This is a genomic window from Paenibacillus sp. FW507-14B1B (assembly GCF_058781425.1).
Map to the genome: position 1 here is coordinate 213,252 of NZ_JBYSWS010000005.1, position 19,379 is coordinate 232,630.

At 43.4% G+C, this 19,379-nt stretch carries 18 protein-coding genes; 2 read left to right on the top strand and 16 right to left on the bottom strand.

Features of this window, described 5'->3' with window-relative positions; genetic code table 11:
* Positions 1-180: 180 nt before the first annotated feature.
* Both chrB and chrA read left to right on the top strand, forming a co-directional pair.
* Entirely contained in the window at positions 181-774 is a 594-nt protein-coding gene (gene chrB, locus AC3WJJ_RS22150; RefSeq protein ID WP_422660009.1) for a chromate efflux transporter ChrB, read from the top strand.
* A complete protein-coding gene (gene chrA, locus AC3WJJ_RS22155) occupies positions 774-1,313 on the top strand; it encodes a chromate efflux transporter ChrA (RefSeq protein ID WP_422660008.1) in 540 nt (179 codons plus the stop codon). The genes chrB and chrA overlap by 1 nt, the downstream gene beginning before the upstream one ends.
* Before the next feature lie 70 nt (positions 1,314-1,383).
* On the opposite strand, the gene AC3WJJ_RS22160 is transcribed toward chrA, so the two are convergent.
* The 16 genes from AC3WJJ_RS22160 to AC3WJJ_RS22235 all read right to left on the bottom strand — a co-directional run bounded on the left by AC3WJJ_RS22160 (position 1,384) and on the right by AC3WJJ_RS22235 (position 19,367).
* Positions 1,384-3,654, bottom strand: coding sequence for an outer membrane protein assembly factor BamB family protein (locus tag AC3WJJ_RS22160; RefSeq protein ID WP_492543829.1), 2,271 nt, complete (start codon positions 3,652-3,654; stop codon positions 1,384-1,386).
* Between the two features lie 115 nt (positions 3,655-3,769).
* The gene (locus tag AC3WJJ_RS22165) at positions 3,770-4,366 is read right to left on the bottom strand and encodes a stalk domain-containing protein (protein WP_492543831.1); all 597 of its coding nucleotides are present in this window, start codon (positions 4,364-4,366) and stop codon (positions 3,770-3,772) included.
* A 41-nt stretch (positions 4,367-4,407) separates the two neighbouring features.
* Entirely contained in the window at positions 4,408-5,631 is a 1,224-nt protein-coding gene (locus AC3WJJ_RS22170) for a sensor histidine kinase (protein ID WP_492543833.1), read from the bottom strand.
* 24 nt (positions 5,632-5,655) lie between these two features.
* Complete coding sequence (locus AC3WJJ_RS22175; RefSeq protein ID WP_492543835.1) at positions 5,656-6,348, bottom strand: response regulator transcription factor; 693 nt, start codon at positions 6,346-6,348, stop codon at positions 5,656-5,658.
* A 33-nt stretch (positions 6,349-6,381) separates the two neighbouring features.
* Positions 6,382-7,572 carry an acyltransferase gene (locus AC3WJJ_RS22180; RefSeq protein ID WP_492543837.1) on the bottom strand — a complete coding sequence of 397 codons (1,191 nt, stop codon included), beginning with the start codon at positions 7,570-7,572 and terminating at the stop codon, positions 6,382-6,384.
* A gap of 252 nt (positions 7,573-7,824) precedes the next feature.
* Positions 7,825-8,313 (bottom strand): cation:proton antiporter regulatory subunit, encoded by a 489-nt coding sequence (locus AC3WJJ_RS22185; RefSeq protein WP_422660002.1) that lies wholly within the window; start codon positions 8,311-8,313, stop codon positions 7,825-7,827.
* Between the two features lie 92 nt (positions 8,314-8,405).
* On the bottom strand, positions 8,406-9,623 hold the full coding sequence (locus AC3WJJ_RS22190) for a cation:proton antiporter (RefSeq protein WP_492543840.1): 1,218 nt from the start codon (positions 9,621-9,623) through the stop codon (positions 8,406-8,408).
* A gap of 327 nt (positions 9,624-9,950) precedes the next feature.
* A complete protein-coding gene (locus tag AC3WJJ_RS22195) occupies positions 9,951-10,550 on the bottom strand; it encodes a response regulator (RefSeq protein ID WP_492543842.1) in 600 nt (199 codons plus the stop codon).
* A complete protein-coding gene (locus tag AC3WJJ_RS22200; RefSeq protein ID WP_492543844.1) occupies positions 10,547-11,683 on the bottom strand; it encodes a sensor histidine kinase in 1,137 nt (378 codons plus the stop codon). The genes AC3WJJ_RS22195 and AC3WJJ_RS22200 overlap by 4 nt, the downstream gene beginning before the upstream one ends.
* A 63-nt stretch (positions 11,684-11,746) precedes the next feature.
* Positions 11,747-12,823 (bottom strand): Delta(5) desaturase DesA, encoded by a 1,077-nt coding sequence (desA, locus tag AC3WJJ_RS22205; RefSeq protein WP_422659998.1) that lies wholly within the window; start codon positions 12,821-12,823, stop codon positions 11,747-11,749.
* Between the two features lie 260 nt (positions 12,824-13,083).
* A complete protein-coding gene (locus tag AC3WJJ_RS22210) occupies positions 13,084-14,079 on the bottom strand; it encodes a Gfo/Idh/MocA family protein (protein WP_422661383.1) in 996 nt (331 codons plus the stop codon).
* A 49-nt stretch (positions 14,080-14,128) separates the two neighbouring features.
* Positions 14,129-14,584: an acyl-CoA thioesterase gene (locus AC3WJJ_RS22215; protein WP_492543847.1), complete on the bottom strand. Its 456-nt coding sequence runs from the start codon at positions 14,582-14,584 to the stop codon at positions 14,129-14,131.
* A 245-nt stretch (positions 14,585-14,829) separates the two neighbouring features.
* Entirely contained in the window at positions 14,830-15,822 is a 993-nt protein-coding gene (locus tag AC3WJJ_RS22220; RefSeq protein WP_492543849.1) for an ABC transporter permease, read from the bottom strand.
* The gene (locus AC3WJJ_RS22225; RefSeq protein WP_492544056.1) at positions 15,819-17,309 is read right to left on the bottom strand and encodes a sugar ABC transporter ATP-binding protein; all 1,491 of its coding nucleotides are present in this window, start codon (positions 17,307-17,309) and stop codon (positions 15,819-15,821) included. Before AC3WJJ_RS22225 ends, AC3WJJ_RS22220 begins: the two co-directional genes overlap by 4 nt.
* Positions 17,310-17,443: 134 nt before the next feature.
* A complete protein-coding gene (locus tag AC3WJJ_RS22230; RefSeq protein ID WP_492543851.1) occupies positions 17,444-18,550 on the bottom strand; it encodes a sugar ABC transporter substrate-binding protein in 1,107 nt (368 codons plus the stop codon).
* A 181-nt stretch (positions 18,551-18,731) separates the two neighbouring features.
* On the bottom strand, positions 18,732-19,367 hold the full coding sequence (locus AC3WJJ_RS22235) for an SGNH/GDSL hydrolase family protein (RefSeq protein WP_492543853.1): 636 nt from the start codon (positions 19,365-19,367) through the stop codon (positions 18,732-18,734).
* Positions 19,368-19,379 lie beyond the last annotated feature (12 nt).

Consider the following 19,379-nt stretch of genomic DNA (forward strand, 5'->3'; position numbering starts at 1 on the left):
TTGTTTTTTTATGCAGGTATTTCAACTTCAATCTCGTAGGATAGGGATAAAAAGGAATACATAAGGAGATATGAATAAAAGATGCTTGCACCACATTCATTGAAAACTCTAGATAACCACTATATATTTATAGACACATACTGTTATACGCAAGATCTCACTTAAGAAAGGATCCTTATCTTGAATAAAAAAGGAAATACATATTTAGATCTTACATTCGCCATGTTCAGAACCGGAATTCTTGGTTATGGGGGAGGTCCCTCCGTTATCCCTCTGATTCGTCACGAAGCGGTGATCCGATACCAATGGTTAAGTAACGACGAATTCGGAGAGGTCCTCGCCCTTGCTAATGCGCTTCCGGGTCCGATTGCAACTAAAATGGCCGCCTATCTTGGTTATCAGCAAAAAAAGAGTCTTGGTGCCATCGTTGCTATATTAGCCCACATTCTTCCGACTTGTATCGCGATGATCTTCCTGCTATCCGCAGTTCAATATTTGAGCAGCTCCAAGATCATCGCAGGTATGATCGCCGGGGTTACTCCAGTTATTGCTGTTATGCTTGGTACGATGGCTTATGAATTCGGTGAAAAAGCGGTGAAAGGACTGGGTAAATATGCTGGCGTTGGTTTTTTCCTGCTAGCATTTCTCCTACTCGAAATGATTGAAGTTCACCCTGCACTTGTCATTATCCTCTTCCTTGCCTATGGAGCCGTGCATTTTAAAGTTGTGGCGAAATTAAAGAAGGAACGTCGGGACAAGGAGGGAGCTGAATAATGGAATGGATTGAACTTTTCATTAGTTTTTTTGTCGCAAATGTCCTTGGATACGGAGGAGGCCCTGCGTCGATCCCGCTCATGTATGAAGAAGTGGTTACACGCCGCGCTTGGCTCAGTGATATGGATTTCTCCAATATGCTTGCCTTAGCTAATGCACTGCCTGGACCCATCGCAACGAAGATCGCTGCCTTTGTTGGATATGGTGTATCCGGCTGGATTGGATTGGTGTCAGCACTTACCGCAACAGTTGTGCCATCTGCTGTTGCTCTCATCTTGCTGTTGAAGCTGCTTCAGAAATACCGGACATCTATGGTCGTCAAAGGTATGACATTGCTCGTACAGCCTGTGATCGCGATCATGATGCTGACACTGACTTGGCAGATGGGTAAAAGCTCCATGGATTCTGTAGGTACGATTCAGACGCTGGCCATTGCAGCCGTGGCCTTCTGGGCCATGAACATTCGTAAAATCCACCCTGCACTCGTCATCCTTGCGGCATTTGTATATGGTGCTGTCGTCTTATCAGGCATGATGTAAATTACACTTGATGTACGAAAAAAAGCTGCCGAATGCTCGGCAGCTTCTCTTTATTCAGAAGTCTAGCTACTTACTTCCCCTGCTCGATCTGTTCCATCCATTCTTCCAACGCCTCTGCATCATAACGTACAAATCCTCCATTCGCCGTCCCAACATAAATCTCTTTTTGGAACTCATTTAAAGCACCGTTTCTCGCCTGCTGCTCACGAAGTTCGGCGCTACCGGCGCGTACATTATGCAATCGCCCGAGCAGACTCCCATCCTCTTTACCCAAGACGACAAGGTCAGAGCCATATTCAAGAAGCAAGTATTGATCCAATACAGCGAAGCTACTGATGACTAAATGCGACAAATCCTCTTTCCTATTTGAAGTCATCTTCATCTTCCAGAGCACTTTACCCGTCTCTTTATCCATCGCAGTGGGAGTGCCATCGATAGCCAAATAGATCGTATCGTCCTCCAATACGGCCTTCGTTGCTCTTCCTTGAATCCTCCAAACCTCGCGTTCTTTCACCGCATCATAGAGTGCACTCTCGTATCGTTGAGCAGAACTATATTCAGCGCCCCCAATACCACGTCGTATGAGAAGATACCTCGAATCATTTAACACTTCAAACTGTTCAGAAGATTTAGCTGAGTATACAGCCTCTGACTTACCGTTATTCGTATTTAACAGCACCCATTCTTCGCCAAGAAGAGTCCATCTCTTGTTGTTATCTGCCTCCCCTAATGGATTCTGACGTGCCCCTCCTGTGAAGTATGAATTCATAGCTGGATCCTCTAACTGAATACCCTTCACCTTAAATGTCCATGCCATTTTCCCTGTCAACGGATCATATCCTCTAAGCGTTTTCCCCTCCTGAATAAGCACATAAGGATCTTCCATCCCTTGGTTCAAAATTCGAACGTCTCTTGCTAACGTCTTCTTCCATCGAATCTTACCCGTTTCGCTATCTAGTACGATCACTCCACCCTTTCTGGATTCAAGCGAAGATGGTGAATCTTCTATAATGATCGACTTATTCGCTGCTGACATTCTGTATGTACCATTCGTTCGCTTCAGTTTCATCTCCCACATCATCTTCCCATCTGACAGACGGATATGTCTTACTCGGTCTTCATACTCCTTCTTATCCGGGTTATAAGCCGAATACATCGTGACATGTTGTTTATCTAGATCCAAGTGAGAAGTGAACCATCCGAACCCTGCATTTTGCTGCCATAGCTTCTTGCCGGATGATCGCTCTAGAGCATAGAGTGAAGAGTTATGATGCATACCACTGAACCCGCCGTCATCCCCTCGGAGCAGAAGAATATCCTCATTACCACCAAGCAGATAAGTAAAGTTAAGGTCGCCTTGGTTTCTCCATACCGGATCGAATGCTAGTGTACTGGTCAAGGGTTGTGTAACGAAATTATAAGTAGAAAAATAATCATCTCCGGCACTATATTTCTCTCGATATGAATGAATAGACGGTAAGATCCACTGCGTATGTTCCAGCTTCCCTGACTTGCCAAAGGTAACGATGAACTGCGCATCCGCCCTCTCATACCTCCAGGACTCTCCTAACTGCATTGGCCCGTTATCTTCCATCTGTAAATTGCTTGACGTTTCTTTCACCTTAGGAGTGCCGAGCAGCTTCTGAACAGAGGATGAAGAATCTCCGGCTCTAAGCTTGTATGATGTAAGTTCCCTTATCAGGTCACTTGAAACATCTAAATCCTTATTCCATACCCCATCTGGAAGTGTCTTCTCGGCTTCAACATCCTTAGCCTTCACCCAGAACAGTGCCGGACGGTAAATCATCATATCATCCCTATACCAATCGTCCGGCCCTACAAGAACTCCATACCAATCTTTCCACTGCATGACCGCAACCATCTTGTTCTGAAGACCCGCTTCGGACCACTTCAGGGCACCCTCAGGTGCCAGGAATATATTCCTCTTCGATTTCATGCTTACCGTCTTGGGTGCAATCACTTTGGCGGAAGCAGATTCTTTTGTCAAATACCATGAAGGAATCCATAAGATTCCTCGAGAGGAGTCCTTCATTCGAACCATTTCACCTGATAGAGCATCTATTTGAAACGACTCACCCTGTGTGCCGTAATATTCCGTTTTAAGATGATGTAAGTCGCTGTTCTTGGTGAGTTGGTCTGAAAAATATACCGTATTAATCTTTAAAGTAACCTTATCGCCTACCTTGTATATTCCTGTTAAACGAGCCTCAGAACTCGCTACATTATTGGCGTCAGCGACTGAACTCAATAAGAGAGATAAACTAACTGCCGTCATACATCCATACATCAGCAATTTGTGAAAAGAGCTTTGTCTGCTCAATCGATTCACCCTTCCGGAAATAAGCTACATATAGATTTAACGTCTGAATCGGAGCAATAGTTCTGTTGAGATGGACTAATTCGAAAAAAAAAGACTCCGTTGTACTAACGAAGTCTTACTTAACAGATGGCCTATTCCACGTCAGTGAAAAGGATTTTCCCTCTTTAACCACGGTACTGCCCGTAAGACAAGCCCAACTGCCGATCGTAATCATCGTACTTCCTTGATGGGTTATTGCAGGAGCTTCCATCATGTTAGATGAGTCATTTGCAGTATACATTCTGCTCCCTGATTTAAAGCGCACCATCGCACTGTTGTCTGACACAATCGTTTCCTTGGTATTAGAATCATAGGATGGATCCAATCCAACCAACTTAGCCATCGTAACAACCGGTACATAATAGTAGCCTTTCTTGTATACCACGGGCTGGACTGCTTCAACCGACTGACCGTCATAGGTAAATGTAGTTGAAGAGGTAGATACAATAAGTTGATGGGCAGTACTTGGAACCGGAGGTTCGAGTGCAGATCCAATCGTTGTAGTATCTTGCGTAGAGAGAGCTGTATCGTTACTCAGATCAAACTGAACACTCATCTCACTTGTCGCTGCACTGACGGCATACAAACCACCCCAGAGATTCAAGGCAATAATAGGCACAATCAGAAACATATAAGCTTTATTATTGCTGGAAGGTGCATATTGTTCTCCCACATTTTCATCCCCTTCCGCTCTTGCCGCTGTCTATTCAATACCTAGGTTCTATATATGTTAAAACGCGTCTCAAAGGTCGTCTTCTGACGATTACTACGCACGGAAATTTCGCCGCCTTGCGTCTCAATGATGCTCTTCGTAATCGCTAGTCCGAGCCCGGTTCCCCCCGTCTCTTTTGAACGCGAACTCTCCACACGATAGAATCGATCAAAGATGAAAGGTAAATCCCTCTCCGGTATGGGATCACCGTAATTGGTAAAGCTCACAACAACCTGATCACGATCTTTACGAACTACGATATCCACTATCTTTCCTGATCTCCCGTACCTCAGGGCATTCGTCATCAGGTTCTCATATGCTCGAACGAGCTGATCCCCATCGGCCATAATTTTAAGGGGTCTTTCAGCAGCCGTCATGACACATTCCATTCCAGCCTTTTCAAAGCTAGGTACGAATTCTTCGGATAGCTGTCCGATAAAATCGACCATATCAAGCTCTCCCATTTCTAAAGGGAGACCGTTATTGATACGAGTATATTCAAACAGATCATCGATCAACTTTTTCAAAGCAAGGGATTTCTCATAGGCAATGTTCACATAATATCTTAACTCGACCTCATCTTGATATCGGTCTTCCTCTATGACCTCCAGAAACCCAAGAATAGAAGTTAGCGGCGTCCGTAGATCGTGTGATACTCCCGTGATGAGGTCGTTCTTCGTCTTCTCAGCATTACGCTCTTCTTGAATGGAGTGACTCAACTGTCTGCTCATCTGATTAATACTGTCTGCCACTTCCCCTAGCTTACTGCCCGGTCGAACCGGTATGGTCGTATCAAAGTTTCCATTCGCAATCTCACGCAAACCTTGTGTTATCTCTTCTAGATACTGACTCAGCTGCGCTGTCATCTGATTGATGCTTTCCGCAACTTCACCAATCTCATCACTGGACGTCACATTAATATGGTGATCAAATCTGCCATTGGATATCTCCTTCATGCCTGTATTGATCTCATTCAGTTGACGTACGAAAGTCTTACTGATCATGAAGAAGCTCACAAAAAATACAACGATGCCTACAGTGATCATCACCGGAGCGGACCCGATATGATGAATGATCCACCGGATAGGCAGATTAATCGGTCTAACATCCACAAGAAGTGTACCCACCGCATAACAGATAAGTAGCGATACAGCGGTCGTACCCATGCTGGACAATAGCAGAAGGATAAGCTTCCAGCGAATCGTATGGAGTAATTTCGTTCTCATGATCCTTCACCTCTGCTATAGGTTTTACTCTATTTTGTAGCCAATTCCCCATACCGTTTTAATATATTCCGGTCGCTGCGGGTCCTTTTCAATCTTTTCCCTCAGTTTCCTTATATGAACCATAACCGTATTCTTCGATTCCATAAACGGCTCATTCCATACTTCAACATAAAGCTTGTCCATGCTGAGCACCAGACCTCGATTGAACGCCAGCGTATGAAGCAGAGCGAATTCCCTTGGTGTTAACTTCACTTCTTGACCGCCTACGGTAACCCTGTGAGATGCTACATTTATGATTAGATCATTGATTTGGATCTCATTTTCGTTCTGAGTCGTCTTTGTACCGAGCTGATTATACCTCCGAAGTTGTGATTTAATACGTGCGATTAACTCCAGCGGGCTGAAAGGCTTTGTTACATAATCATCCGCTCCGATACTGAGACCAGCGATCTTATCAATCTCTTGGCTTTTGGCAGATAACATAATGATAGGTGTATTATTCTCCTCCCGAATTTTCATACACGCCTGAATTCCATCCATCTTCGGCATCATGACATCCAGGATAATGAGATCTACCTTATGATTCTTCAAGATTTCTAGTGCTTCCAGGCCATTAGATGCTTTAAGCAGCGTATAACCTTCATTTTTCACGTAAATATCCATTAATTTAATAATTTCAGTCTCATCATCTACCATAAGTATCGTTACTTCAGCCATGGCTCCTCCTCTGATTAAGATCAAACGCCCCAATTAATGTTTATTCACGGCGACTGATGTCTTTTCCATATATGGTTTAGCTTTCTTCCTGCTTGAAATGTTACCGAAGAGGATCCAGGAAAATGGAACGTATTGTACTGTTAATGCTACGACAATACAGGAACAGAACAAAGCTGTCAGGAATCCGCCAGCGTACCACATATGTGTAATGATCGAGCTTCCGGTCTGTGGGGGAAATTGCCTATATACAAGCAAGAAAAATGGATGAATCAGGTACACTCCAAATGAAAGAGCACCTAATTTCTCAAACATACCCGACAGCTTTCGAGGTGCTTTACGGTATACAACAAAAGCTAACTGTAATAATACGATTGTTCCCAAGTACGTGTGCACATTCCACAGAAACTCATATAGTGTTGAATTATATTGCGTTCCGTATAAACGACTATTGTAATAAATGTATACGTGAGCAAGTCCAGCTGTCGCCCAACTGATCCATAATACGATCCAGCCAGCCATTCGAGCTGAAGTTGCATGGGCCCGGCTCATGACAAACCAGTCTTTAAGCTTCGGATAATATATGCCGATACAGGCACCTAGCATGAAATAAGCCATGTATGAAAGTGACCAGCTTCCCTTGTTGGGCACTTGCAAGTAATACTTGTTCAGCAGGATAAAAGCCCACTGCACTGCAAGACCGATCGGCATGGCCCATTTGGTCAGTTGTGGAACTTTTTTGAATATCCATAAAATGATTGGAAACAACAAATAAAATTGAATACTAATAAATACGAAATAGAGATGAGTATAAGCTTTCCCGGTCAATAGCTTACTAATAAAACTTAGGATTGTGTCCTGTAATGAACGGTCGGGATAATAGAGAACATGAAGCAAAGTAAAATAAAAGATCGAAAATACCGTATAAGGAATAATGATATACAACAATCTTTTCTTGTAGAACCCACCAATCAATTCTTTAGACAATGGCCGTTCATAATAGTTATAGAACAATACGAAGCTGCTTAAGAAAATGAACGTTGGTGTCCCATACTTCATAAAGATGTTCATGAAATTGTATAAGAAGAAATAATTCGACTCCACCATAGCCGTTGCTGCATAAGAAGTAGAGTGAACAGATAACACACCAAGAATAGCGAATGCACGCACCAACTGCAATTCAGGAAGATTCTCGCGCTTCTTCTGGATCGTCGATTTGTTCAGCATGGCTTAACCTCCTGTATGATTTAGATGAATGACCGCTTCGAAGTGAATCGATCGTTACCTAATATACAGGAGAGTTCTTAACGCCATCCTTCCTAAGTTCTTAACATTCTCTTAAGAATTAGCATGCTTTACTTATTATCTTCCAAGATTATAACGAACAAACAGGGCGAAGTATATTCACGTTAAAATAACGAAACTACAAATAAGCCCGTCCATAAATGGACGGGCTTATTTGTAGTATAAAAGGCTACATTAACCTTGTTCCAACAGCTCTTTCAACTGCTTGATCTGCTTACGCTCACCAGCGATGACCAGTGTGGAGCCCGCAGTTAAGCGTGCATCCGGTCCAGGATTAATCTTCTGATCATTCTTCTTCACAATCGCCAGCACATTAGCTCCCGTACGCTGACGAATCTGCAACTCTTCAATCGTCTTATCAACGGTTGGGTAATGTGGCTCGATTCGGAACCATTCGATGATCAGATCATCGAGGGATACCTCAATCGTCTCAAGTGCCTTTGGCTTGTAAGTCATTCCACCGATAATTCCTGCGATCTGACGTGCCTCATCATCTTCCAATGAAACCATGGAGATGCTTTCATCTGGATCATCATCTTCAAAATGATACAATTCTCTACGACCATCATCATGTATAACAATCACCAGCTTGTCACCGGATCTCGTATTTACTTGAAACTTCTTCCCGATCCCAGGCAGATCGGATTCTCTGATCATACTCATTCTTTGAATCCTCCCGTTCAACAGCATATTCTGTGCCTTCATCTAAACTCCTAACATGAAGATAACATACTTTAGTAGCATCGTATCACTTATTAGCCTTTTTCTTTAACTTTAATTTTAGGTTCGCTCCATTTAAACACTTTGTTCAGCACTTTGTATATGTGTTTTGATTCTTTGGTTAGTAGTGGACCGAGTATAGCCAGAACCAAAACATACAGGGCAGAGAATGGCTTCAGAATAGGAGCCAAGCCTCCAGCGATCCCTAAATTTGCTACGATAATCGTAAATTCCCCTCTAGCCATAATAGTCAATCCAATATTAGCTGAAGCTTTATGAGATAATCCGGCATTTCGACCCGCTATCATTCCTGCTACAAAGTTACAGATGATCGTCAAGGCTATTGCTCCAAGTGCCATCCACAGTGCATCTCCGAGTGCCAACGGATCTATACTCAGCCCGAAGCTGAAGAAGAATATGGCACCGAAGAAATCTCGAAAAGGTACAACGAGATGCTCGATTTTTTTGCTATGTTCCGTCTCTGAAAGAGCAAGTCCGAACAATAATGCACCAATAGCTTCTGCAACATGCAGCGTCTCAGAGAACCCAGCAATGAAGAATAAGGAAGCAAATACAACAATGATGAAAATTTCACTAGACGCGATATTAAGAAGCTTATTCAAAATCGGCGTACCTTTTCTTGCAATTAAGAAGAACAATAGCATGTACCCAATGGAAATAGATACAGATACAATTGTTGCTCCTACGGAAGTGGCTCCTCCGAGCAGTAGTCCCGACATTACTGACAAGAATACAGCTAGAAAAATATCATCAAATAAGATCATACCTAGAATAAGCTCGGTTTCCGAGTTACCCGTACGTCTGAGATCAACCAAAACTTTTGCCACAATCGCACTCGATGAAACGGATAACATTCCCGCGATGATTAAAGTTTCATATAACGGTAGGCCGAATAAGAATCCGTACCCTACTCCAAGAGCGAAATTAAGCACGACATAAACCGTACCGCCGAATACAATGTTCTTACCTGACTTGATTAACTTCTGAACTGAGAACTCAAGTCCCAGATAGAATAGTAAGAACAGCACCCCAATTCTTCCTAGAAAATCGATAATACTTTGACTTTCAATAAACTTAAAGTCAAAGATTCCAATCGTCGGGGCATGAGGGCCCACCAACATTCCAAGGACAATAAGAAATGGAATAATTGAGAATTTCAACTTACCTGCTAGAACAGAAGCAAGGGCAATTAACATGAGGGCCGTACCAACTTCAAATATCATATGGTCCATACAACGTTCGTCCTCCTCCTTAATGATGACTTATAGGCAATCAATATATATTATACATAAAAAATGCATAAATGCATACAAATACAGAGCAATCAGCATTTATTTATTTAAAATTATTATAAATAAAAATAAAACACCTTCAAAAAACCTATATTTTTCTTATATTTAACAATTTACATAATAGGTTGTCCAAACACCTTTAATTTTACTCTCCTAAGACTGATCTCTCTTCCGCATACAATTTAATGTATAATTATTCATTTTATGCATAAAAAAACACCTTAAGTTATCCAACCCAGGTGCTTTAATGCAGATATGATCAATCGGTTACCGAAACCATCCTTTTTCTTTGAACCGCGTAATTGCCTCAATTCGGTTACTAACCCCAAGCTTATCTAAAATCACAGATATGTAATTTCGAACCGTGCCTGTGGTTATAAAAAGCTCACTCGCAATTTCCTTCGTATTCTTACCATCAGCAATGAGGTTTAGGACCGCCTTTTCCCGCTCAGTTAAAGGATTCTCCTCACCGTATGCTTCATCCACAAGCTCTGGCGCATAAATTCGGCGTCCAGCCATAATACTACGAATGGAAGTGGCTAGTTCCTCACTTGGACTATCTTTCAATAAGTAACCGTGCGCTCCCGCCTTCAGAGCCCGTTCAAAGTACCCTGGCCGCGCAAATGTTGTAAGAATCATGATCTTGCAGCCGAGCCCCCTGAGTTCTTCTGCAGCTTCCAACCCACTTTTGATCGGCATTTCGATATCCATAATGCATACGTCCGGTTTGTGGGAATGCACAAGCTTTACAGCGTCCTCGCCATTGTTCGCCGTACCCACCACCTGCATGTCTTCCTCCAGATCGAGCAGGGAGGCCAGTGCTCCAAGCAGCATTCGTTGATCTTCCGCTATGACTACTGATATCATACCCCTGTCTCCTCCTCCAGTTGCTTAAGTACATTCGGCACTTTTATCACTAGAATCGTTCCCTGATCTGACCTCAGCTCCATACTTCCATTCACGAAATCAAGTCGTTCCCACATTCCTCTAAGACCGTTACCACGGGTGTACGCTGATTCATTCGGTATACCCACTCCGTTGTCTTTGACCGTTACAATAAGACCGCTTCGGCTAGGTTCAATGGTGATGGAGCAGGAGGTCGCACTGCTATGCTTCACAATGTTATTGACCGCTTCCTTCAGGCACATACTTAGTACATTCTCGTTCATTAGAGAAACATTGCTAAGCTCAGGGTTTCCTTCTAGTGTAAATTCAATCTGAGCAGCCTTTAAAATCTGAGTAATCCGGAATATTTCATCCTCTAATCGTGTACCTCGCATTTGAGTGACCATCTCCCGCACTTCTTTCAGTGCTGTTCTGGCCGTCTGCCTTACATCATCGATCTCAGCTTGAGCTTTAGCAGGATTACTCGTAATCAGCTTGCTCGCGAGATCACTCTTCAAGCCGATGAGGGACAGCTTCTGTCCCAAAGTATCGTGAAGATCACGAGCAATACGTTGCCGTTCCTCTAACTTCACCAGCTCTGATATTTTTTTATTCGCATCCTCAAGCTGTCCCTGAAGTTTATCATTCTTATTACGGTTGTATGTCGTTACGGGCAACAGGATAACAGCGACCACACTGAGCATCACGAAAGGAAGCTGAGTAATAAACCACGGTGTCTTGGATATGAAACCGTAATTAATCGTAATGACCGTCGTTATTAAATGAATGGAGTACAATGTGAAAAATCCAACTCGGCTTTTAATATTCCCGATAAAAAACGCTAGAAAAAGCGAGAAATATACATATCCAAATACTAAAGACATCGTAATTGATATTAATATTTGAACACTCGTCCAGAAATAAACCAGCCATCCCTTCGATACGAAGGAGAGCACATAACAAACGAAGAAGACCAGAATCATAATGATTCCAATAACGACCTGATAAGTCGATGAGGATCGAAAGATAAAGTAGAACGGAAGAATATAAAAGACGACCCATACATACGGATTTAATCCCGTATTTCTCTGAAAAATCTGATGCCATTTCTGCATGGGCCGTCCACCTCTGTTCATCTTTGTTACCTGTATTCTATCATAAACGTTCCTAACTAATCGTTACTTTCCTTGAAGACCCGGTTTAGGTATGTGCATAGCCTCCGCAACAGGTGTCGCTGAATCCGGTTTTTGTTTCATATGCTTCAGACGCTTCATATCCTTAAAGCTGATAAACGACTTGTTCGCTTCATCCCATAAACGAAAGTTCAACGCCTTCAGGCTGGTACGAATCGTGATCGTTGTTGCCTTTTGAAGCGGTGGAGTTGCATTATGAGCTTTCTCAAGATTATAATTCGGAACTTTCGGACTCAAGTGATGTACATGATGAAAACCAATGTTACCCGTAATCCATTGCAATAACTTAGGGAGCTTATAATACGAACTTCCATCTACAGCGGCATTGATATAAGACCACTCTTCATCATGTTCAAAATACGTATCTTCAAACTGATGCTGTACATAGAACAACCAAATCCCCATCACACCAGAGAAGAAGAAGATTGGAGCCTGAACCAGAACAAAAGCCTGCCAACCAATCGCCCAGCTAAGTAGCGCGTACAATGCCACCAGAGATACGTTCGTGATATAGGTACTGATCTTCTCTTTGCGCTTCGCGCCTCTCCGGTTAAAACGATAATTGATTAGAAATATAAAAATCGGACCCAGTCCAAACGTTACAAGCGGGTTTCTATAGAATCGATATGCCAATCGCGTCCAGATTGAAGCGGCTTGATACTCTTCGACCGTGAGAATCCACATATCACCTGTTCCACGTTTATCCAGATTACTACTCGTCGCGTGGTGGATCGAATGACTGATTTTCCATTTTTGATAAGGTACAAGTGTAATTACACCCGTAATGTGACCAATAATCGCATTCGCCCTGCGACTCTTAAAGAAGGACTGATGACAACAATCATGAAATATAATAAATGTCCGAATCACAAATCCGGATGTAACAATCGCAATAGGAATCGTCAACCAATAAGATACCGATAAGCTTAAATACGCAGCATACCAGAGCAATGCGAGCGGTATTAACGTATTCAACAGCTGCCGGATACTCGATTTTGTCTCAATTTTCTCATAAGGGGCAACATTTTTCTTCAAGCTGGACAGGTTGTTGGACTGGGCCATTGCAGGTTTCCTCCTCGATATGACACATGAATATGCGTTGATGCCTATGCCTAATAGGCACGAATCTAACTTCATTATAAGTCCATGGTGTCATACGCTGTAGTCATAAACGTCAAGTACAGAGTATGACAAATGTCATATAGCAACAAAGGAAAACCTTGTATTTTATCCTATATAACAAAAAGAAAAACCCAAGCTTCCTGCAGCTTGAGTTGCACCATAGTCGTTGTTATCGGTTATGAGTATGTACCTGAGGGAGATCATATTTTATCATCCGCAGGATAACGAAGACCGATCTGCCGTCTTGCTTCTTCAGCAATCTCTGCCGTAATGATGGAGTTCTCTAATGAATTAATTGCACTATCTCTCTTACCCGTCTGCAGCAGCTCAATAAACTCCTGAACTTCATAATACATCGATTCATGGGTTTGAGTTTGAGTGATGTCCTCAATCGTTCCATCCCTATAGTAAATCTTCACATCATAAGGTTGATTAATCTTATCAATAACCATCGTCCCATTCTCACCTTGAATTTCAGCTGGAACATAAGAATGACTGATCTTCGAGTGACTGATCACGGCATCCATCATCGGATATTTAAGCAGCATGCTTCCCTCTCCATCCACCCCGGAGGATAGCATCACCCCAACAGCTTGAACTGAATCCGGCTTACCGAACAATGTCACCATCGGGTAAATACAATAGACCCCTAGATCCATAAGTGATCCGTTAGAGAATTCAGGATTAAAGGCGTTGAGAATCGTGCCCTGTTTATAAGCGTCATAACGTGATGAATACTGACAATAACTTGCAAAATATCGACGTACTAAGCCTAGCTTATACAGATTGTCTTTGATCGCTTTGAAGTTCGGCATTAGTGTTGATTTAAGTGCTTCCATAAGAAGGACATCATTCTCTCGTGCAGCAGAGATCATTCTTTTCACTTCAACAACATTCGATGCAATCGGTTTTTCACACAATACGTGCTTCCCATGATTCATACACAGAATGGCTTGCTCTGCATGGAATGAGTTCGGACTTGCAATGTAAACGGCGTCCACCTCATCACATGATGCCATCTGCTGCAGATCGGTAAATACAATTGGTGGATCATCATATTTCGAAGCAAACGCTGTTCCCTTCTCTTCAGAACGAGAATAAACCGCCGTTAGAACGAATTGCTCAGTCTCCATGGCCGCCTGTATGAAACGTTCTGTAATCCAATTGGTACCGATAATTCCAAAGCGTACTTTCATGATTTCTTCGCCTTCCTTCCTGTAATATGCAGGCGCCTCGCCGTCTGGATTATTCCCAGCCTTCAAAAGATGAAATCTTCTTACGTGCTTCATCCGGAATCGGCGTACTCTTCCCGCTCTTCGTATCCATGAGCACGATGGTCCCGCGCCCCGCAGCCTTCAACTGATTGTTCACCACGATGGCGTATTGCACATCCATCGAGGATCGGCCAATCTTAGCTACCTTCACATGCAGAACAAGTGGATCCTTTAAATACATCTGCGCCAAATACTGACACTCCAAATCTGCGACTACAGAAACCTGTTCCTCACTAAAAAGCTCATCCGTTAAACCCAGATTCTCGAAGTATTCAATTCGTCCTTGTTCGAAATACATAAAATAACTTACATTATTCACATGACCCAGCATATCCGTCTCACAATAGCGAATTTTGATCGGAATGGAGAAATGGAATGAATCCAACCAACTCTGAGGATCTGGTTGTATAAAAGTTTCCTTTTTCATGTTGAATCCCCTTTCGCGGTGTGTAAAGCACTCCTACAAGAATAAAGAATATAAGTTCTTCTCGTCAACAACGACATGAATTGCGGATTCGCTATTCCTCGCCATAAATCGACCCATTCCTTCTATTTCCTATGATTCGATAGGTATCCTCATTTTCCTTCTAGAATATGTATTTCGTTAGCAATTTGAGTATAAAAAAAGCAGACAAAGTCTTAGAGGACTTTCATCTGCTTCTTAGATGGAATTTAAAACTTTTTCTTATAATAAGTAATCGCCAGGGCCAGCGCAAGGACAGAGCCTTTTACAATATCCATTGCATAATACGGAACGGACAACATGATAAGGCCATTCTGCAAAATCCCAATCAATACAGCTCCAACAAAGGTTCCAAGCGCATTCGGCTTCCCAGCACCAAGCACCGAGTATCCGATAAAGGCTGCTGCAACAGCATCCATCAGGTAAGGACCGCCTGCGTTCACCTCAGCATTCATAACGCGCGCGCCCAGAATAATACCACCAACCGCTGCAAAAAGTGCTGAAATCACATATGCCGCAAGTCGGTACTTGCTAACTGCAATACCTGATAATTCAGCTGCTTCACGATTCCCGCCAATCATATACATATAGCGCCCATGCTTCGTATATGTAAGGAACAAGTGAACAAGGATTACCACAACCAACATGATAATAATAATCCAAGGAACCTGTCCAAGCTTCTCAAATACCGCCGGGATTTTACCTTCTGCAAACTCACCACTCGGCATAATCATGTTCTGAGAGACAGTCGCCCCCCGGGTATACGTAAGGGCAACGCCCTGGAAAACAAACATCGTCGCCAGTGTCATAAGCATATCCTGGATTTTGAAATTGATGACCAGAAATGCATTCACAAGTCCCACAGCTAGACAGAACACGAGCGTAACGATCAAGCCAATACCAATATTATGTCCATGCCAGACGAACATTGAGATCACCAATGCATTAGCAAGTGAGGCTGTGGAACCAACGGATAGATCGAACCCGCCAACGGCCAGTGATACCGTAAGACCGACCGCAATGATTGTTACGATGGAGATCGAACGTAAAATATTAATAATATTGTTACTACTCAAGAAATTATCATTTAAGATACCGAATACCGCAATCAACACCACGACCGTAATGATCGTCCCGTATTTATATAGAAAATCGAACGCACTACGCGTCGTCTTCTCCTGCATCGCTCTTGCTGTGTTCATGTCAATCCGCCTCCTGTGCAGTACAACAGTATCTCCTCTTCATTACTGTCCCGTGTCTGTAATTCCTTAATGATGCTGCCGTCATACATGACATAAACGCGATCAGAAATACCAACAATTTCGGACAATTCGCTCGACGCATATAACACGCACTTGCCCCGCTGCGCCAGCTCCTCCACCAGTTCGAAAATATCCCGCTTAGCTCCGACGTCCACGCCCTTAGTTGGCTCATCAAAAATGTATACATCTGCATCAACCAGCAGCCATTTACCAATAGCGATCTTCTGCTGATTCCCTCCAGACAAGCTGCTTACCTTCGTCCGCTCATCAGGAGTTTTGATACCCAAGTTATCGATGATCATAGCAGAAGTATTCTTTTCTTTAGCTGGACTGAGCCACCATCCCCATCTACAGAAACGAGACAACATGGCTGCCGTCAAATTAACTGCAACCGATTCTTCAACAAATATACCTTCACGGCGTCGTTCCTCTGGAACGAGCACTATTCCTTCCCGAACAGCATCATGCGGAGACGTAATCCGAAGTTTCTTCCCTCGAAAGCTCAGATCCCCTGAAGAGGTCTTCGAGGCACCGAATAAGGCGCGGCACAGTTCCGTCTTCCCTGCGCCAACTAGACCTGCAAGGCCAACAATTTCACCTTGTCGAATATGTAAATTCACATCGTGAACCTTGCCTCGGTCATGGATGCTACGCGCTTCGAACAAGGTCTCCCCAATCTTACTCTTCTTAAAAGGGAACTGCTGCTCCATCTTAGCATCCAACATATGTTCTACTACCTGAGTCTGGTTGATATGGATAATGCTATCGCTAGCGACCCGCTTACCATCACGAAGGATCGTAATTTCATCACAAATCTCGTACAGTTCCGGAAGCCGATGAGATATGAATATAACCCCGACGCCATCAGACTTCAGCTTTCGTACAATAGTGAATAGCTGCTCTGTTTCACTGTGGCTTAGAGGCGCTGTCGGCTCGTCCAACACAAGGATGCGGCACTGCTTCGATATTGATCTAGCGATAAGTACCATCTGCTTCTCTGCAAGTGTCAACTCTTGAACGAGCTTACGTGTAGAGATGCGAATGTTCATCCGATCCAGAATGGCTTGCGCCTCCTGATGAAGCGCCTTCCACTGAATCACATGACGCTTGCCCATATTATGAACCATAAGATCTAGCATAATGTTCTCGGCCACCGTCAAGTTGTGAATGAGTGCTGTGTCCACTTCTTGATACACCACTTGAATACCAAGATCTTTAGCATCCTTAGGTGAAGCGATCTTAACCATCTCAGCTTCCAGCCATATCTGACCCTCATAATGGTCATATGTACCTGCAAGGATCTTCATTAGCGTTGACTTTCCTGCTCCATTCGCACCGATCAATGCATGAGCGCTACCCTTCTTCAGTTCAAAATCAACGTCAGTTAAAGCTCTCACACCTGGGAAAGCGATCGAAATCTGGTTCATACGAAGCAATGGAGCGGCGTGGTCTGCCGTCACGGATGTAAATGCTGAATTTGAATGTTCCAAGTGAAGACCACCTTCCCTTTCAAAAAAATAGGACGCCCTTATCTTAGGACGATAAGAGCGCCTGCGGCATATTATTTACCGTTCGCTTGCTTCAAGGCTTTCATCCAATCCTCTTCAAAGTCAGCACTTGTGCCCCAGCCCGGAATAATATTGCTGAGATTGACCATATTCACAGCTTCGCTGGATTTCTCAAGGCTTGCGCGATCAATAAGTGTCGCTTCCAGATTGTGTGTAGCAGGCGTTTCCTCACCTGCGATTTTCTTCGCCAAAAGTCTAACGTTAACTGCACCGATCATCTTCGGATCTACTGCAGCAGTAGCAACCCAAGGACTTCCGTCCTTCTGCATAATTTCAAGATCAGAATTCGATACATCGATACCATAAATTTTGATCTCAGTCCGCCCCGCTTCGATCAAAGCTCTAGCTGCACCGATAGCAAAAGCATCCCAGCTTGCATAAATGGCATCGATTTCTCCCTTTGGATGCTTCGTCAGCATAGCAGCTACTGCATTCTGCGTTTCTACGGAAGTGTCTGCGCTAGCTACGCCGAAACGTTCAATCTCTTTAATACCTGGGTTGTTCTTCAATGTCTCTTGATACACTTTGTTACGACGAATCATCGGTGGGAAACCGTCTACCCACAGGTATACGATATTCGCCTCCGCGCCTTGCTCCTCAATTAACTTGTCGAGAGCATATTTCGCTAACGCCTCGTCATCTTGAGAAGTAAGGGTTACGCCTTTAATATCTGCAAGCTCAGGAACAGAGTCGTAAGCAACAACCGGTATCCCCTTCTCTGTCAGCTTCTTCACATCTTCTACTGTAGCCGGATCATCACCGTGCGACAGGATAACACCGTCATACCCGTTATTTGTAGCTTGAGCGATAGCATCATGGAATTTAGCACTATCATTATTAGCAGAGAAAGTATCCACCTTGAATCCTAAGGCTTCACCTTCTTGCTTCGCTCCCGCTAAAAATTGCGCTGTATGATCATCGCCACCGATTTTACGGATAGCCATCAATTTAATTTCGTCCTTCTCAGCAATTCCAGCCGGGAGGTTATCCGGCTTCGGTGTACTTCCGCTCTCTTTACCAGACTGTGCACATCCCGCTGTCAAAATAACAACAGATAACAGCAAGCTAGTTAGCTTGTACCACGATTTACTCCCCTTCATTTCTCTTCCCCCTAAAATATGTATGTCGTTATATTACAAGTAATCCTATCGGATTTAATTAGGTGAGTCAATACATTTCTTGCTGAAAAATGAAGAGTTCTGTAGAATTACTGGTATTTCCATTTCATTTCATATTACAACATGTTGACGATATGTCAGAATATTTTTTTATTTGAATAGATTATTTCAAGACAATTCCCATCGTTTCCATCCATGCACGAGCGATAAGCGCATGACCTGCAGGTGAAGGGTGCACACCGTCAGGTGCCCAGTAAGCAGGCTCACGGCGCGCTGCCGCAGCAGCAAACAGACCATCCAGTGGAACGAGCAAAGCATTAAACTCCGTAGCAAGCTCTCTTACAGCATGAATCTTCGGGTCCAGATCCTCACGCCAAGCCTTACGGTCCTCCGGATAAGGCAGTACAAATGGCTCAAGTAGGATCAGATTCGCATCAAGGGTTTCCTTCGTCTGCTTCAGTAAATCTCGGTATCCTGTCTTAAATTGCTCCACACTTGTCGGATCCTGAGCATCATAACGTCGCCAGCAATCATTAATTCCAATATAGACGGATACCCAAGTTGGTTTCAGATCGAGACAATCTTCCTGCCATCGTTCCTGTAAATCTTTCACGCGATGACCACTAATGCCCCGGTTCACAAATTTGATATTCATCTCAGGATGACTCATGCCGATGAGGCCTGCTGTCATCAATGGATACCCTGTACCCAGATCATTCGGATTGCTGCGATCTCTTCCCGCGTCAGTAATGCTGTCTCCTTGAAAAAGCACAATATCATCTTTACGCAATCGATTCATTCCATATCCTCC

Coding starts and splice junctions, on each gene's coding strand:
- AC3WJJ_RS22225 (WP_492544056.1), bottom strand. CDS start 17,309: ATGAACCAGATTTCGATCGCTTTCCCAGGTGTGAGAGCTTTAACTGAC.
- AC3WJJ_RS22220 (WP_492543849.1), bottom strand. CDS start 15,822: ATGAACACAGCAAGAGCGATGCAGGAGAAGACGACGCGTAGTGCGTTC.
- AC3WJJ_RS22235 (WP_492543853.1), bottom strand. CDS start 19,367: ATGAATCGATTGCGTAAAGATGATATTGTGCTTTTTCAAGGAGACAGC.
- AC3WJJ_RS22175 (WP_492543835.1), bottom strand. CDS start 6,348: ATGGCTGAAGTAACGATACTTATGGTAGATGATGAGACTGAAATTATT.
- AC3WJJ_RS22180 (WP_492543837.1), bottom strand. CDS start 7,572: ATGCTGAACAAATCGACGATCCAGAAGAAGCGCGAGAATCTTCCTGAA.
- AC3WJJ_RS22195 (WP_492543842.1), bottom strand. CDS start 10,550: ATGATATCAGTAGTCATAGCGGAAGATCAACGAATGCTGCTTGGAGCA.
- AC3WJJ_RS22200 (WP_492543844.1), bottom strand. CDS start 11,683: ATGCAGAAATGGCATCAGATTTTTCAGAGAAATACGGGATTAAATCCG.
- AC3WJJ_RS22230 (WP_492543851.1), bottom strand. CDS start 18,550: ATGAAGGGGAGTAAATCGTGGTACAAGCTAACTAGCTTGCTGTTATCT.
- AC3WJJ_RS22210 (WP_422661383.1), bottom strand. CDS start 14,079: ATGAAAGTACGCTTTGGAATTATCGGTACCAATTGGATTACAGAACGT.
- AC3WJJ_RS22215 (WP_492543847.1), bottom strand. CDS start 14,584: ATGAAAAAGGAAACTTTTATACAACCAGATCCTCAGAGTTGGTTGGAT.
- desA (WP_422659998.1), bottom strand. CDS start 12,823: ATGGCCCAGTCCAACAACCTGTCCAGCTTGAAGAAAAATGTTGCCCCT.
- AC3WJJ_RS22185 (WP_422660002.1), bottom strand. CDS start 8,313: ATGAGTATGATCAGAGAATCCGATCTGCCTGGGATCGGGAAGAAGTTT.
- chrA (WP_422660008.1), top strand. CDS start 774: ATGGAATGGATTGAACTTTTCATTAGTTTTTTTGTCGCAAATGTCCTT.
- AC3WJJ_RS22190 (WP_492543840.1), bottom strand. CDS start 9,623: ATGGACCATATGATATTTGAAGTTGGTACGGCCCTCATGTTAATTGCC.
- AC3WJJ_RS22170 (WP_492543833.1), bottom strand. CDS start 5,631: ATGAGAACGAAATTACTCCATACGATTCGCTGGAAGCTTATCCTTCTG.